This window comes from Stakelama sediminis, from assembly GCF_014199335.1.
GTDB lineage: Bacteria > Pseudomonadota > Alphaproteobacteria > Sphingomonadales > Sphingomonadaceae > Sphingomonas > Sphingomonas sediminis.
Genome location: NZ_JACIJI010000002.1, coordinates 1 through 15,036 on the forward strand (window position 1 = coordinate 1; position 15,036 = coordinate 15,036).

The following is a 15,036-nucleotide window of genomic DNA, read 5'->3' on the forward strand; positions in this document are numbered from 1 at the left end:
GCATGACGCCCCATATCGGCAATTCCACGAAACCACCCGCAGACGATCCACTTATCGAGCGCCGATCCCTGTTCAGACCAACCCGGCCACCTCTGTTCAGCATAGCCACGATACCCAGCAACAGTACCGGGTTGGCGTGTCAGGACTGGTGTACGATTGACTATCGTCTGCTGCACGGTGGCGCGGCTTCGAGGCCGTCGAATACGCGACGCTCGAGTGGGGCGACTGGCTCAACCACCGCCGGCTGCTGGAACCCATCGGCAACATGCTGCCCGCCGAAGCCGAAGAATAATATTATGCTGCCGTGGACAACATCGATATGGCAGCGTCACTCACTTCCAACGGCCTCCGGCAAACCCAAGGCGGTTCATACTGCAAAATGCTGAAAAGCATTTCTCCAATGATTTAATGCGTTTTTGTGTCCTGCGCCGGGGAGTTTCATGGCGCAGGTCGATGAGAACGCAAAACTCCCGACTTCATCGTGACAGATGATGCCGGACAGGGGGCGTCGATCTGTTGGCTGTATGCCCCACAGGGATGCTTCAAAATTAATTTCGTGTTGCGTCAGCAGTCTGGGATTCAAAATAGCCTTTTGCCTGCTGCAGCGAACAGCCGACAGTCGCCGCTCTTTTGGCGGCAGCGACTGCCAACGGTCATGATGATTGCCTTACTCTTCGTCGGGGTAGGGGCCGACGCCGCCATCGGCGATGAACTTGTCGATGCGGGCATTGAGGACGGGAAGCGGGACCGAGCCCATTTGCAGTACCGTGTCGTGAAAGGCGCGGATGTTGAATTTCGGACCCAAGGCTTTTTCCGCTTTGTCCCGATCCTTCAGGATCGCCATCTCGCCGAGATAATAGGACAGCGCCTGTCCCGGCCAGGAGATGTAGCGGTCCACCTCGGTCTCGATCTCATGATCGGCAAGCGCGGTGTTGTCGTGCAGATATTGCTGCGCCTGTTTGCGGGTCCAGCCCATTGAATGGATGCCGGTATCGACGACCAGACGTGCGGCACGCCACATCTGATAGCTCAGCATCCCGAACCGCTGATAGGGCGTTTTATAGATACCCATTTCGTCGCCCAGCTTCTCGCAATAGAGCGCCCAGCCTTCGCCATAGGCGGAGATATAGGTGTCCTGACGGAATTCCGGCAGGCTCTTGTTTTCTGCCGCCAGCGGCATCTGGAACGCATGGCCCGGCGCGCTTTCATGCAGGGTCAGAGCAGGAAGGGCGTAGAGCGGGCGTGAAGGCAGGTCATAGGTGTTGACCAGATAGACCCCCGGTCCGCCGCGCCCGCTGGTGTAATAAGGCGCGATATCGGCGGGAACGGGGATGATCGCGAAGCGCCTGCGCGGTAGATGGCCGAACCATTTGCCTGCGACACCGTCAAATTCCTTGGCGATCCAGGCTGCGTCCTTGAGGAGATCCTGAGGAGTCTTGGCATAGAATTGCGGATCGGTACGCAGGAATTTCAGAAATTCGGGGAACGTGCCCTTGAACCCCGAATCCTTCATCGTCTGAAGCATTTCCGCGTGGATCTTTGCGACCTGTTCCAGCCCGATCTTGTGAATCTGTTCGGGCGTCAGATCAAGCGTGGTGAACTCCTTGATCTTCGCCTGGTAATAGGCCTTGCCGTCGGGAAGGTCATAGGCGTGGATCGAGGGTTGCGCATGCGGGATATAGTCGGTGCGCAAAAAGGTCAGCAACGTCCTGTGCGCCGGGATCACGGAATCTTCGATCGCTTTCACGGCAGCCGCACGTAACTCCGCCTGCGTTGCGGCAGGGATGGTGTCGGGCATCTTTGTGAAAGGTTTGTAGAAGATGCTGTCCTGCGGCTTGGCGATGTCGATCACCGACGTCACGGTATCGTCACGGCCCTTCAGCGTGATCCTGGGCGGCGTGAAACCCCGGGCAAGTCCGGCGCGCATATTGGCGATCTGCTGACCGAAATAACGCGGAAACTCGTTCAACTGGTGGATATAGTTGCGATAATCCTCCTCGCTGCTGAACGTCCCGCGGGCAGTGCCGGCGAGATTGCCCCAGAAGCTGGTGTCGGAATTTACCGGACGCTGATAATCCTTGAACTTCTGCTGATTGATCAGAACCGCAATCTGCGCCTTGTAGACATCGTAATTGACCTGATTGGCAGGCGACAGTTTCGCGCGATCCATGGCATCGAGTTGCTGATCGACGCTTTCCCAGCGCGCCAGCCGCTGCTTCTGCGCCGCTTCGGACACATCGGGCAGATCGGGGCTGATATGCGCCTTGTTGCTGTCTTCGTCATCGGCGAACTGATGCTGTCGCCACTCCCATTCGGACGTGTAGAGCTTTTTGAACCGGACATCTTCCGGGCTATCTGTTCTGGTCTTGGCACATGCGCAGCTTGGTTGGTCTTGCGCCAGAGCAGGCGATGCCCCGGCGAGTGTCATGGCCATAATGACGGCTCCCATGGTTGTTGCGACGATTGTGCGTTTCAAGACTTGCCCCATTTCTTGCGACCCCATCCGTATATCGTATAACCGACGACATCAACCCGGTGCGCGGTTTGGCTCTGCCGTCGTTCAATAGGCACCGACTTTGACACGGATGAGCCGGGATTCCTTGTGGAAATTGATTCCGTAATCGACTTCATCGCCGTTCAGCCAGCGATCGGCCTGCCATGCCCCGTCGTGATAGCCGCCTTCTTCGACGCGCAATAGCTGGCCGTGTTTCCTGTCCTTTGCGGTTCGTTGAAAAGAGACGCGGACATCGGTTCCGCTGACCAGAAAATGCTGTGCATCGGTTCGGATCACGAAGGCACGGCCGTCCATGTCGGGGGAGTTTGGAATGATGGCCGGCGTAGTGCCCCAGGCGGGTGGTCCGAACTCCAGCGTTACTTTCCAGTCGCCGAAATCGAGCGTCTGGCGCGGCTGGCCGGGGGTTTCCACCGCCGCCTGCAATCGCTTCTGCGCCAGGGCTTCGGCGATCCGGGTGTCGATGGAACCTAGCAACTTGTAATTGCGGGCATGGGCGGCGATCGTTTCGGTTTGGGTTTTCGAAGGCGGATTGTCGATGCCGAAGATCGAAAAGCCGATGCCGCCATGTGCCAGAATATAATAGAGTAATTTCGCGGTTTTGGGGTCGAACCCGGTTTCCGATATCCATGCCGGATTGTCGGGCCGGTCATATTGTCCCACGACCTTGCGGAATTCGGCTTCGTCGGTGGTGTAGAGGTCGGTGCCGACGAAATCGATTGCCGGGCTGACCGACCGCCAGACGTCAAAGACATTATAGGTCGCACCGCCGCTGGGATAATCCATGCCGGGATATTTCTTGTCCTTGTAGCGCAGCCAGCAATTCACATACATCGGCAGCGGATAGACGCGCTTTCCGGCCTCGGCGACGGCATTGATATAGCGTGCGGTGGCCCAGGCGTTGAACATTTCCTCGGCATTCGGTCCGAATACTTCTCGCCAGGTGCCGGGAGCGTGTTTGACGCGCCGAAGTACGGCATCCGGCACCTGTCCGTCGAACGCAGCGTCGGCCGCCGGATCATGGTCGCGCACGGTACCGAAAGTGCCGGGCTCGTTTTCCACCTGAACCAGAATGACCGTATGGCGGGTGCCGTCGACTTTCCTGAGATGCGCCATCAGGGCGGCAAAGGCGGTGCTGTCGGCACGAAGATTGGCGGGGGCGAAGGTCGAAAGGTCGTCCATCGGCTTGCCATGCGCATTGCGTTGGCGGCGATAGGTCGCGGGATCGGTTTTGATCCATTCGGGCGCATATTGCATCTGCCCGTTCTTCCATGTGCCGAACCAGAGCAGGACGAGTCGCTTGTCGGTGGCGCGTGCCTTGGCGATCAGGGCGTCGATATTGGTGGTGTCGAACTTTCCCGGCCGGGGTTCGAACTGTTCCCAGTAGATCGGCGCTTCGACGGTATTTGCGTGCAGCGCTTCGACCGCCTGCCAGGCATCGTCGAGCCGTTTCGGCCAGGCGCTCGAATTGTGGAGCTGTGCTGCAAGGATGAAATAAGGCTTGCCGTCGACCATCAGCGAAAAGCGGCCATTATCCTGCCGGACGAAGCGCGGCATCGTGGCGGCACTGGCCGGGGCGGTGGCGGGGTGCGCCGATAGTATCGCGGATGGATGCGCGCTCAGGAACAGGCCGCAGGCCAGCGCTGCAATTGATGGTCTTTTCATGGCAAGCCTCCATGCATTTCGGGCGCTGGAAAAAAGAAGGGGCCGCACAATTGGCGGCCCCCAGTATATCGGCAGGATACCGATGCGCCTCTTAGAAATCGGCGGTCAGGCTGACGAAGATCTTGCGACCCAGCGGATCATACACGCCCGGGAAGGTGTTGCCGTTGCCGAAGGATGACAGCACCGCCGTATACAGGGCGGGCGGATCCTTATCGAAGATATTGTTGATGCCTGCACGCAGCGTGAAGTGTTTCATCACGTTCACGGTCCCGGCCAGATCGAAGTAGCTATATGCCTTGATCCTTGCGCCGTAGACGAAGGTGGTGCCGGAAAGGAACGGGTTGCTCTGATTGTTGGTCAGGTCGACCGGGCCCTTATACCGCCAGTTGAGCGAAAGCGTTGCATGCGACCACGGCATTTCCCAAGTCGTGCGCAGGCTGTGTCGCCAGTGCGGGCTGGGCTGCCCACAGGTGGGACCATACAGGCCCGCGCAGTCATAGGTGCCGAGGCCCGGCAGCGGTTCCGTAATCTGATGGGCCAGATAGGTGCCGACCAGGCTGAAATTCAGCTTGCCCGCATTGCTCATCCCCAGACCAGAGAGATCGAAGGTGTAATTGCCGTTGAAATCGATCCCGTCGGTTTTGAGATAGCCGGTATTCTGCGTCGTTCCGACGACATAACCGTCGGTACCGAACAGAACGCCCGAATTCGGATCGCGATGGAAGAGGTCGCAGAAGAAGGGGTTGCCCGACTGAATGCACTGGCTGATCGTCAGGGCCGCATCGATCGAGCTGATATAGTCCTTCACCTTGATGCTGTAATAGTCGACCGACAGCGACAATGACGGCGCAAAGCTGGGCGTGAATACCGCACCGATCGTATAGGTGTCGGCCTTTTCAGGCTTAACGTCCGGGTTGCCGCCATATTGGCTGACGCAGACATCGGCGGGACATTGCGGGATGCTGCCATATTGCGCCGCCGTAACGCCGCTCGCTTCGCAGGCCGACAGGCTTGCTACAGGGTCGCTTCCTGCACAGGGGTCGTCGGCGCTGACATTGCCGAGCCCTTGCGTGCCGAACAGTTCGCTGATGTTGGGTGAACGTACCGCCCGGTTGTAACTGGCGCGGAAACGAATGTCGCGGACCGGCGCATAGGCGATTTCCGCCTTGTAGGTCGAAGTTTTATACTCCGACTGCTGATCGCCCACTCCTTTGTTGGTATAGCGCGAATAGCGGAAACCACCGTCGATGCCCAGCCGATAGGCGAAGGGCATATCCTGAATGATGGGCAGGTCGAGTTCGGTGAAGACCTCGGTCACGTTGATCGTGCCGTGCGCGTCGCTGGTGCCCTTTGACTGGGCAACGGTATCGGCCTGAAAGTCCAGATACTCGTCACGATGTTCCGCACCGACCGCAAAAGCCAGACCCTGCGTCGCCCAGGGGCTGACGACGCCATAGCTGGTCAGGTCGCCGTTCACCGTGCTGTTGAGTACCAGTTCACGGTTCACGCCGTGCGTGTAGCTCGGGACATAGAGATAGCTATACCCGGCATCGGAAATGGTGCCGTATCCGAATACGTCGACGGGTACGCAGTTCGGGTCGGTGCCGCTGATCACTGCTTCACAAGTCGGCGTGCCGTCGACATTGACGACCTGAAGGCCATTGGCGGCATTATTCTGGTCGATGTCGTTCTTGTAGCTTTCATCGAAGATCACAGCGGACCGAAGCGCGCTGAAATCATAGGTGAAGCCCGGCGCGATCTCGCCCTTAAGGCCGACGGTGAAGCGATAGTCGGTATGGCGCAGATCGTCACGGCGCGGCGCGCTGCCCGGCGAAGTCGGACGATAGCCGATAAACACGTTTTCGGTCTGCGATGTGCCGGCAGAACTTCCGCACAGAAGATTCGCCTGCTGCGCGCTCATCAGCGGATTGTCGCAGTTGATGGTGAAGGTCGTGCCCTGCCATATCGCCGAAGGCGCCACCTGCGACCAGGTGTGATCGTCCATGAACATGAAGCTGCCGTACAGCGTGAACATGTCGGACAGATCGTAATGCGCGAACGCGCCTGCCGTGTAGCGGTTATCCGACCGCTGGAAATAGTTGGTCGGCGCATAGTTATAGGCGAAGGAACTGTCATACGGCACCCAGGTCTTGCTGCCGTCCTTCATATTGTTGAGAGTCATGCCCTTGTTCGGGCCGGTCAGCAGCGTGAACAGACCATATTGGTTGTTGCTCGACCCGCCGCAGGACAGTGTGCTGTTGGCGGCATCGCCTGGGTTCAGTGCGCAGGCGGACACGTCGCGTGACGATTCCAGGATGGGATTGGAATGTCGATTGCCCATGAAGAACGTTACGTTGCCGCGATCGTCGGCAAAATTGGTGCCGATCGCTGCGCCGATTTCATAGGTGCCGCCGTCTGCCACACTTTTCGGAGCATTATCGTATCCGCTGCTCGAAATGAGGTTGCGTAAGGACGTGTCGCTATTGTTGTGCTGAAAGAAGCTGTAGGTGCTGTTGACCCGGACGCCGTTCAGGTCGTCTTTCAGAACGAAGTTGACCACGCCCGAAACGGCATCGGCACCGTACACTGCCGAAGCGCCGCCGGTCAGAACATCCACACGGTCGACGAGAAAGGTCGGGACGAAGTTCAGGTCGACCGCCTGTGTCGGCAGCAGGCGCTTGCCGTTCAGGAGAATAAGAACGCGGTTCGATCCCAGATCGCGCAGATTGATGTTGGCGGTGCCGTCGGAACCGTTCGATACGTTGCTGTTCGCATCCGGCGTGAATTGCGGTAACTGATTGAGGGTATCTTCGACCGCGGTCGATCCCTGATATTTGAATTCTTTGCTGTCGACAGCCGTGATCGGGCTGCTGCTTTCCAGATTGGGACGCCGGATCAGCGATCCGGTAACGACAATGTCCTGCGCCGCTGTGTCTGTAGTGGTGTCACTGGCGGTGGCTGTCCCCACGACGGGCGTCGCGGACGAATCGGTTTGTTGGGCAAAGGCCGGAGCGGCCGATAGTGCGGTGGTAACCAGCGCTAGTCCGGCGCTCGCAAGCAACCTTCCGCGACTGTGGAGAATCCCCTTCATCTGATGTCCCCCTTGATCCTGCTGTTTGGTGACGTGGTAAGAAAAACATGCTTCGAACAGATTATCAAATATTTTATACGATATTCAGATGATATTTTTTACATAAATGTTTCCAGCGGGTTACGAGTTCGGTCATGGACAAAAATCAGACAAAAGGAAGCCTGTGACTGTTTTTTGTGGCAGGATGGACACAGCGAATCGGCTGTATCAGAGGCGGTAAGCAAGCCATTTGCCTGTGATACGTATACCGTATAATGATATGTCCGTTACTAGGATGGAGATGCGGAAATGAGTTTGGCGATGCGGCTTGACCGACGGCGATTGCTGGCTGGAGCGGGAATGCTTGCGGTCAGTGCCGGTTTTCCCGAAATGGCGGCGAAAGCGGCTGAAGCCCGGATTCTGCCCGGCGCCGCTGCGGCGCTGCCGATGGATACTGTACGGTTGCGGCCGTCGGCCTATCTGGATGCGGTAAACGCCAATCGCACCTATCTGATGCGGCTGGAACCGGATCGCCTGCTCCATAATTATCGGCGCTTCGCCGGGCTGAAACCCAAGGGCGCATTATATGGCGGCTGGGAAAGCGAAACGATCGCGGGGGAGGCGCTGGGCCATTATCTTAGCGCGCTGGCGCTTCTCCATGCGCAAACCGGCGATACGGAAGCAGTGACCCGCATCGACTATATCCTGGCTCAGATGGACGAAGTGCAGCAGGCGCAGGGCGACGGTTATGTTGCAGGCTTTATGCGCAAGCGTAAGGACGGGACGATTGTCGACGGGAAGGAGATCTTTCCCGAGATCATGGCGGGCGAGATCCGCTCCACGGGTTTCGACCTCAACGGTGCGTGGTCGCCATTTTATAACCTGCACAAGGTCTTTGCCGGTCTCCTCGACGTGCATAAGCATGTCGGGCGCAAGCAGGCGCTGGAGATTGCGGTCAAATTCGGGGCCTATATCGACCATGTGACCGGTGGCCTGACGCCCGCGCAGATGCAGGAGGTGCTGGCGTGCGAGTTCGGCGGGATCAACGAAAGCTTCGCCGACATGTATGCGCGTACCGGCGACCCGCGCTGGAAGCGGCTGTCGGAACGGTTCTATCACAAGGCAGTGCTCGACCCGCTGACCGCGCGCAAGGATATCCTGCCCAATCTGCATTCGAACACGCAGATCCCGAAGGTCATCGGGGTCGCCCGCTATCATGAGGCAACCGGCGATGCGCGCGCGGGCATCGCACCGCGCTTCTTCTGGGACACGGTGGTCCACCATCACAGTTTCGTGATCGGCGGTAACGGCGACCGCGAATATTTCTTCGAACCCGATGCGATCGCGCAGCACATCACCGAACAGACCTGTGAGGGCTGTTCAAGCTACAATATGCTGAAGCTCAGCCGCCATATCTTTGCCTGGCAGCCCGATGGCGCGGTGTTCGACTATTATGAGCGCACGCACCTCAACCACATCCTCGCCCAGCAGAATCCGGCGACGAGCATGTTCACCTATATGACGCCGATGATGTCGGGAACGAAGCGAGACTGGTCGTCGCCGTTCAATGATTTCTGGTGCTGCGTCTGTACCGGCATGGAAAGCCATTCCAAACATGGCGATTCAATCTTCTGGGAAGGGAAGGGGGGCGATACCTTCTTCGTGAACCTGTTTATTCCCGCAACCGCGCACTGGCGTGCACAGGACGCCGATTTCACACTCGACACCCGCTATCCCTATGACGGTGCGGTGAGCCTGACCGCCAGCAGGATCGGCAGTCGTAAACCCTTTGCGATAGCATTGCGCATTCCTGCCTGGGCACCGCAAACGAAGGTGCTGGTGAACGGCAAGCCTGCATCGATGTTGCGTAACAAGGGCTATGCGGTCATCCGTCGCAGCTGGCGGACGGGTGATGTCGTGACGATGGATATTCCGCTCGATCTGCGGCTGGAGCCGACACAGGGCAATGACGAGGTGATTGCCGCATTGCGCGGGCCGATGGTGCTGGCGGCCGATCTCGGCCCCGCGGACAAGGATTGGGAAGGGGACGCTCCGGCTCTGGTCGGCAGCGATCTGACCGGCGCGTTTCAGTCCGTTTCGACCGCAGAGGTCAGTTATCGGACGCAGGGCATCGGGCGCCCGGCGGACATGACGTTTACGCCCTTTTACGGCCATTATGAGCGACGCAGCGCGGTCTATTTCCGTCGCTTCACCGATGCGGGCTGGGCAAAGGCGCAAATCGCCTATCGTGCGGAGCAGGAGCGGTTACGCGACCTTGCCGCCCGCTCGGTCGATGTCATGCATCTGGGCGAGATGCAGGCCGAACGCGACCATAAGCTACAGGCCGATATTTCCTATCCGGTCGTGTATCGCGGGCGGAACGGACGCGATGCGCGCAGCGGCGGCTATTTCGAGTTCACGATGAAGGTGCGACCCGGTCCGCTGGTGTTGGAAGCGACCTATTGGGGCGGCGAGCGCAAGCGTAAATTCCATATCCTGATCGACGGTACGCCGATCGCGACCCAGACGCTGGAAGCCGACAAACCCGGCGAATTCTTCGATGTCGATTATCCGATTCCGGAGAAACTGACCAGGGGCAAGCAGTCGGTGCAGGTCAAATTCGTGCCCGAACCCGACAAGACGGCGGGGCCGGTCTTCGGCGTGCGTATCTTCACGCCGAAGAAGCCGGACGATCGTCAGGTATAGGTCGCGGCAATCCGGAAGACGGGACCGTCGGCACCCCGCAGCAGCACGGTGTCACGGTCCTTTCCGGTCAGTCGTGCCTTGTCGCCGTTTACAGTTGCGCTGCGCAGGCGGTGTTCTTTCGGCAGACGCAGCCGAACATGGGTTTCGGCCGGAACATTGCCCTTGGACAGGTGCACTTCGGCATGTACGCTTTTGCGCGCCGGGTTTGCCTGAAGCGTGAAGTCCACCCGACCCCAGCGCGTCGGTGCCCCCTCGATCGCGATGGGTTTGCCTGAACCCAGCCAGTCCCGCGGGATCGCCCGGCCGAGATGCAGGCGGTCGGCGTCGGAATCTTCGAACACCAGCATCCAGCGTACCAGCAGCGGAATGGTAAGCTGGGCGGGGATGCAAAATAACGGCAGGTCACCACCGATCCCGGCCACCTCTGCGGCAACCCAGCTACCCGGATTGTGGGCATGATGGCGGTGCGCATAGAGGAACAGCAGATATTCCTCGATCCGGTCGAGCCGCAGCAATTGCTGCGCATAGCCATAGGTGATGAAGCCCAGCAGGTCGCGATGGGTATCGTTGGCGGGGCTGAAATTGGCGACCACGCCCAGCACCGTCCCGCCATGCTGGCGCAGGCAATCGACCGTCAGATTGGCAAGATCGTCGGGCAGCACATCGGCCTGCAGCAATTCGCAATACACACGATGCGCCCAGCCCTGTTCGGTCTCGCGATGTCCTGCCAATGCTTCACGAAAGGTATCGCTCGTCCCCGGCAACGGGCCGATATAAGGCGGTGTCAGGTCGCGGCGGATATTGGCGTTCATGCTCTCGATCAGGCGCGCCTGCAGGCGTATTGCACGGGCTTGCCAGTCTTTCGCCGCTGACGCACCCATCGGATCGATCTGCGTCCACACCGCGGCAATGTCACGCCATCCCCGGACCGCAAAGGCGCTGTTGCCGTAATAGGGTTTCCACCACATCGTCGGGTCGGGGTGAAGGCAGGCGTCGGACTCGCTCCAGCCATGAATCAGGCCATAGCCGCGATCGCTTTTCGGCAGATTCAGGCTTTCATCGTGCAGGTCCGTCAGCACCGCCACCGTCGCGGCGATCCTGTCGCGATATTTGCGTAAGATCGCGGCATCGCCGGTATAGCGCAGATAGCGCGCGAGCAGGCTGAGCGTCAGGCCGTATTGTCCGGTTTCGGGTCCGCGCATATTGACCATGCCGTTGTCGAACACGAACTCGCTGAAATAATTGTCGAGTACCGCGCGGGCCTGCGCAAAGCGGCCCCATTCCAGATTGGCGTAGAGCGAGCTGGTGAAAATGTCCTGAAACCCGTCATATTCCGGGCCGAAATAGTCCCGGTCGACCGCGCCATATTTGGGATAGGTGCCGCCGGGCCGGACGATAAGTTCCTTGGCAAAGGCATGGCGGGCCATATCCGCCCAGTCCTGTCCGGGCAGCGTCACAGGCGCCATGTCGCCCAGCGCCGTCTGCCATGCAGAAACAAAGGCAAGCAGTGCGGTATAGAACTGCTGTGCATCGGGCAGCGTCCGGCGCGGCGGGTAGGGGCTATAGCTGTGCCCGTAAGAGGTTTTCAGCGGCTTGCCGTCCTTCACCTCGATCGTGCGGTGCCAGGTCTGGACGATCAGCGGATCGGTAGCCTCGACATCGGCGAAGACCAGCAGGTCGTACCAGCGTCCGTCCTCCATGGGGATGACCTTGTGAATCGCGGGCAGCCAGCCGCCTAGCAGCCCTTCATTACGCTTCTTCGCGATTTCGTCGCCGCGCAGTTCCGGAAATACATGCGCAGGGCGGAAACACCGGTCCCGGCCATTCGGGAAGATCGGCATGGTGTCGCCTGCCTGTACGGTACCGATCAGCGTGGTCCAGGGAAGGCGCGAGCCGATTTCGCGCGGATCGAAATCGGAGGCGCAGGGAGGGGCGGCAAGGCGCACCTCCTCCTCATCCGGATCGTCACCGTGCGCCAGCAGTTTTTCGGCGAGCAGGTCCGCCCCCGCCTGCGCGATATCCCGCAGCTTCAGCCCCAGATAGGGTGGCTTGGCGGTGGCATAGGTCGGCTCGGTGCGTTTCGACAGGGAGAGTGCCTTGCCGTCGGCCACCAGCGTCATCATGCCGTCGCCGGAACGCAGGTCGTCCCACACGGTCCAGTTCCGGCCGTGCGCGCTGAACCCGGCGACGCGCGCATGGCCGTTCAACGCATTGCCGGGCAGCGGCGACAGCCTCGGCATGGCATCGGCGCCCGGCATCGTGACAATGCCGCTTGCGGCGATGCTCGCACCGAGGGCCGAAGATTTCAGGAAATCGCGGCGGTTCATTGCGCTTCTCCGGGGCGTAGTTCGACAACCGAGCCTTGGTCGGAAAGCGGGATTTTCCAACCACCTGCCTCCTGCGTCAGGGCGGATGCCGGGTGGTAGGGCTTGCCGTCACGGGTAGTCGTCGTCGCGGTCAGGATCGCATCGGCGGTATGACGGTCGCGGGGCACAAGGTGCAGGCGCACAACGCCGGTTCGGGTGTCATATTCCACCTTTTCGAAAGTGCCGGCCCGTAGCGTCAGCCACAATCCGGCGGGCGCGATGAAGATTCGCGACCGGGCGCTGTCGCGCGGTACCATGGTGACGGTATCGCCCTGATGTGACACGATGCCGCCGAAACCGACCCATCCGAAGGTCGGGTGATCGACCAGATAACTTGCCATGCCGAAACTGACGCCAAAGAAATTGGTGCCATAGTCGCCGCTATAGCCATCGAAGCGCATCATGTCGGGAAAGGAGTGGAATGCGGCCGAACCGAACCCGTCCTGCGCGATATTGGTCAGCGGTCCCATCAGTCCGCCATAGGCGACGCGCAACAGGTGGAAATCGGACGGGTTGCGGCGATAAGCGTCGAACAGCGGCAGGGCGTTATTCGACGACCCGTAATGATGAAGCTGTCGCTCGATCCGCCGGGTCTTTCCGGCATAGTTGAAGTCCCAGTATCGCCGCGCACTGCCGTTATAGCCCCAGCTTGGGATCGTCGGGTCGTAGCCCAGGATGACTTCACGCGTCTGATCGGCCTTGGCGGTATCGCCATAATAGTGCATCCACGCATAAACTTCCGGCTGGCCGGTGGAATCCCAGGGCATTTCACTGCCGAACGGATAGGGCTCGTGCGCCCAGCGATCGGCGCGTGCGCGCATGACCCGGTCGACGCGCCCTGCTTCGGCCGTCATTCCTTCGCGTTTCAGGTCGCGGAGGATGTTGACGAAAACATTGCCCTCCATCTGGCCGAACTTCGCATATTCGGGTGCCAGACGTTGCATGGCGACAGCGGTTTCTGCGGCATGGTTCAGATACCAGCGCCAGTCATGGGCATGGACCAGCCCCTGGTGATAGCGCGCCAGCCGGTACAGCACCCAATAGGCCGCCGCGACATGGACGTAGTTGAACGACCGCCCGACCGAATAAGCCTGTTTCCTGTCCCAGGCGGACCATGTGTGCCAGTCGATCGACGGATCGTAACGAAAGCCGGGAAGCGCCTTCGGATCGTAATAGAACAGGCTTTTGCGCACGCCATAGCGTTCTGCGCCCGTATTGACCTGAAGCCGCCCGTCGAGCGTCTGCGTGACGAACTGCTCGAACTTGGCGATCTCTGCCGGGTCGGGATCATCAAGCTGTTTCATGATCGCGGCGAGCCATGATCCGGCGCCGCCTTCGTCGCTCAGCCCCGCGATCCAGACGCGCTGATCCTGCAACACCTGATGCCCGGCATCATGGTCGTAGCTGATGATCGACGGCGCGCGGTGGAACGGGTCGCTCGCCCGGTCGAACCATTGCCGGGTGAACAGGAAATGGCCAAGATCGGCAACTGCCTGCCGTTCGGGTCTGGTGACGAAATAAGAGATCGTCTGCGCTTCGCCATCGGCATAGCGCACGGTCAGGCGGGCACGGCCCCATTGCTTTCCCGCCACTTTGAAATGGGCCCATCCCTTGCGCGGGAGCGCAGGCGTGACCGAAAGCGCGCCGGCCGGGTCGACGTTCATGCCCACAACGCGGTTCGGCGCTTTCAGGAACAGGTCGGCGGGCAGGTCGGTCGGCACGACATAGCCGGGAATGCCTACCGCAACCGGGCGTTTATGCCTGCTCAACGTCGCTTCGATGGCGCGGATCGTCGGCGACAATACGAAGCGCACGCCGATATTCCGGCTTTGCCCCGGCGCAAGGGTGAAGGCGGTGGGACGGTTCCATTCGCGTACACCCTTCCATTCCTTGTCGGCGAACCCGCGCGAAGCGACCATCCAGTCGTAAAAGCCTTCGAACGTCGTGCCGCGCTTTGTCGGATCGTTCAACAGGGTCGGCGCACCGTTGGGCCCGGTCTTGTCAAGGATCGGCTTATAGGCTTCGAACGGGGTATGGCGTTCGGGTAGGACCAGCAGCGCCGGTCCCTTGCCGTTGAGCCGTGTAACCTGAAGATAGCCCGCATCGCGCCCGATATAAGGATCGGCGAAGCTTAGCTGTTCATGCGCCTGCTCCAGCGTATGGCCGGTCAGGATATTGTTGAAGATCATCGGCAGGCCCAGCCCGCCCACTTCGACCGGCTGTCGCGTGCGGTTTGTAAGGCGGAATTGCAGGGCCAGCGTCCCGTCTGACAGCATCCAGCGGCGCTGTACAGTCAGCGGCATGTCGCTGGGGAAGGAGGGGGCAAGATCCGCCGCCGCCAGCACATTGCCGCCGGTCGGCAGGCGGGTGACCGTGCCTTTGCGAAAGGCGCTTGAATAATCGCGCCACGTACCCGTCGCGATGCGCAGGCGCAGATCGATATCGCCGAGATGATAATAGCCGTTACCGCGTCGCTTCGACTCCTGATCGAACGGCGCGAAATCGAAATTCTTCGCCGATTTGGGCACCAGCGACACCAATGTCTGGGTCTGCGGGTCGAGCTGCACCGTGAAGCCGGGCGTGACGATATGTATCGTCGACTCATTGCGGGGAGAGGCAGCGCCGGGCAGCAGGGCGGACGCTGCAACCGCAAAGCCGACTTTTCGAACCGAACGCCAACCAGAATACATGCCCGTCTTCCCCCGATGCCTGTTTGG

General features: G+C 60.0%; 6 protein-coding genes. 1 reads left to right on the forward strand and 5 read right to left on the reverse strand.

Features of this window, described 5'->3' with window-relative positions; translation table 11 throughout:
- Positions 1–667 precede the first annotated feature (667 nt).
- The 3 genes from FHR23_RS06760 to FHR23_RS06770 form a co-directional block, all read right to left on the reverse strand.
- Positions 668–2,449, reverse strand: a complete 1,782-nt coding sequence (locus FHR23_RS06760; protein ID WP_221227441.1) for a DUF885 domain-containing protein — start codon at positions 2,447–2,449, stop codon at positions 668–670.
- Between the two features lie 111 nt (positions 2,450–2,560).
- A complete protein-coding gene (locus FHR23_RS06765) occupies positions 2,561–4,177 on the reverse strand; it encodes a DUF5597 domain-containing protein (protein ID WP_184002251.1) in 1,617 nt (538 codons plus the stop codon).
- A 91-nt stretch (positions 4,178–4,268) separates the two neighbouring features.
- Positions 4,269–7,268 carry a TonB-dependent receptor domain-containing protein gene (locus tag FHR23_RS06770; protein WP_184002253.1) on the reverse strand — a complete coding sequence of 1,000 codons (3,000 nt, stop codon included), beginning with the start codon at positions 7,266–7,268 and terminating at the stop codon, positions 4,269–4,271.
- Positions 7,269–7,556: 288 nt separating this feature from the next.
- On the opposite strand from FHR23_RS06770, the gene FHR23_RS06775 reads away from it, so the two are divergent.
- Entirely contained in the window at positions 7,557–9,953 is a 2,397-nt protein-coding gene (locus tag FHR23_RS06775) for a glycoside hydrolase family 127 protein (RefSeq protein WP_246359760.1), read from the forward strand.
- On the opposite strand, the gene FHR23_RS06780 is transcribed toward FHR23_RS06775, so the two are convergent.
- Both FHR23_RS06780 and FHR23_RS06785 read right to left on the reverse strand, forming a co-directional pair.
- The gene (locus FHR23_RS06780; RefSeq protein WP_184002255.1) at positions 9,944–12,280 is read right to left on the reverse strand and encodes a Tat pathway signal protein; all 2,337 of its coding nucleotides are present in this window, start codon (positions 12,278–12,280) and stop codon (positions 9,944–9,946) included. The genes FHR23_RS06775 and FHR23_RS06780 overlap by 10 nt on opposite strands.
- Positions 12,277–15,009 (reverse strand): DUF5695 domain-containing protein, encoded by a 2,733-nt coding sequence (locus FHR23_RS06785; RefSeq protein ID WP_184002257.1) that lies wholly within the window; start codon positions 15,007–15,009, stop codon positions 12,277–12,279. Before FHR23_RS06785 ends, FHR23_RS06780 begins: the two co-directional genes overlap by 4 nt.
- Positions 15,010–15,036: the final 27 nt, after the last annotated feature.

Excerpts from the sequence above, each read along its gene's own strand:
- FHR23_RS06770 (WP_184002253.1), bottom strand. The coding sequence starts at position 7,268 with ATGAAGGGGATTCTCCACAGTCGCGGAAGGTTGCTTGCGAGCGCCGGA.
- FHR23_RS06760 (WP_221227441.1), bottom strand. The coding sequence starts at position 2,449 with ATGGGAGCCGTCATTATGGCCATGACACTCGCCGGGGCATCGCCTGCT.
- FHR23_RS06765 (WP_184002251.1), bottom strand. The coding sequence starts at position 4,177 with ATGAAAAGACCATCAATTGCAGCGCTGGCCTGCGGCCTGTTCCTGAGC.
- FHR23_RS06785 (WP_184002257.1), bottom strand. The coding sequence starts at position 15,009 with ATGTATTCTGGTTGGCGTTCGGTTCGAAAAGTCGGCTTTGCGGTTGCA.
- FHR23_RS06780 (WP_184002255.1), bottom strand. The coding sequence starts at position 12,280 with ATGAACCGCCGCGATTTCCTGAAATCTTCGGCCCTCGGTGCGAGCATC.
- FHR23_RS06775 (WP_246359760.1), top strand. The coding sequence starts at position 7,557 with ATGAGTTTGGCGATGCGGCTTGACCGACGGCGATTGCTGGCTGGAGCG.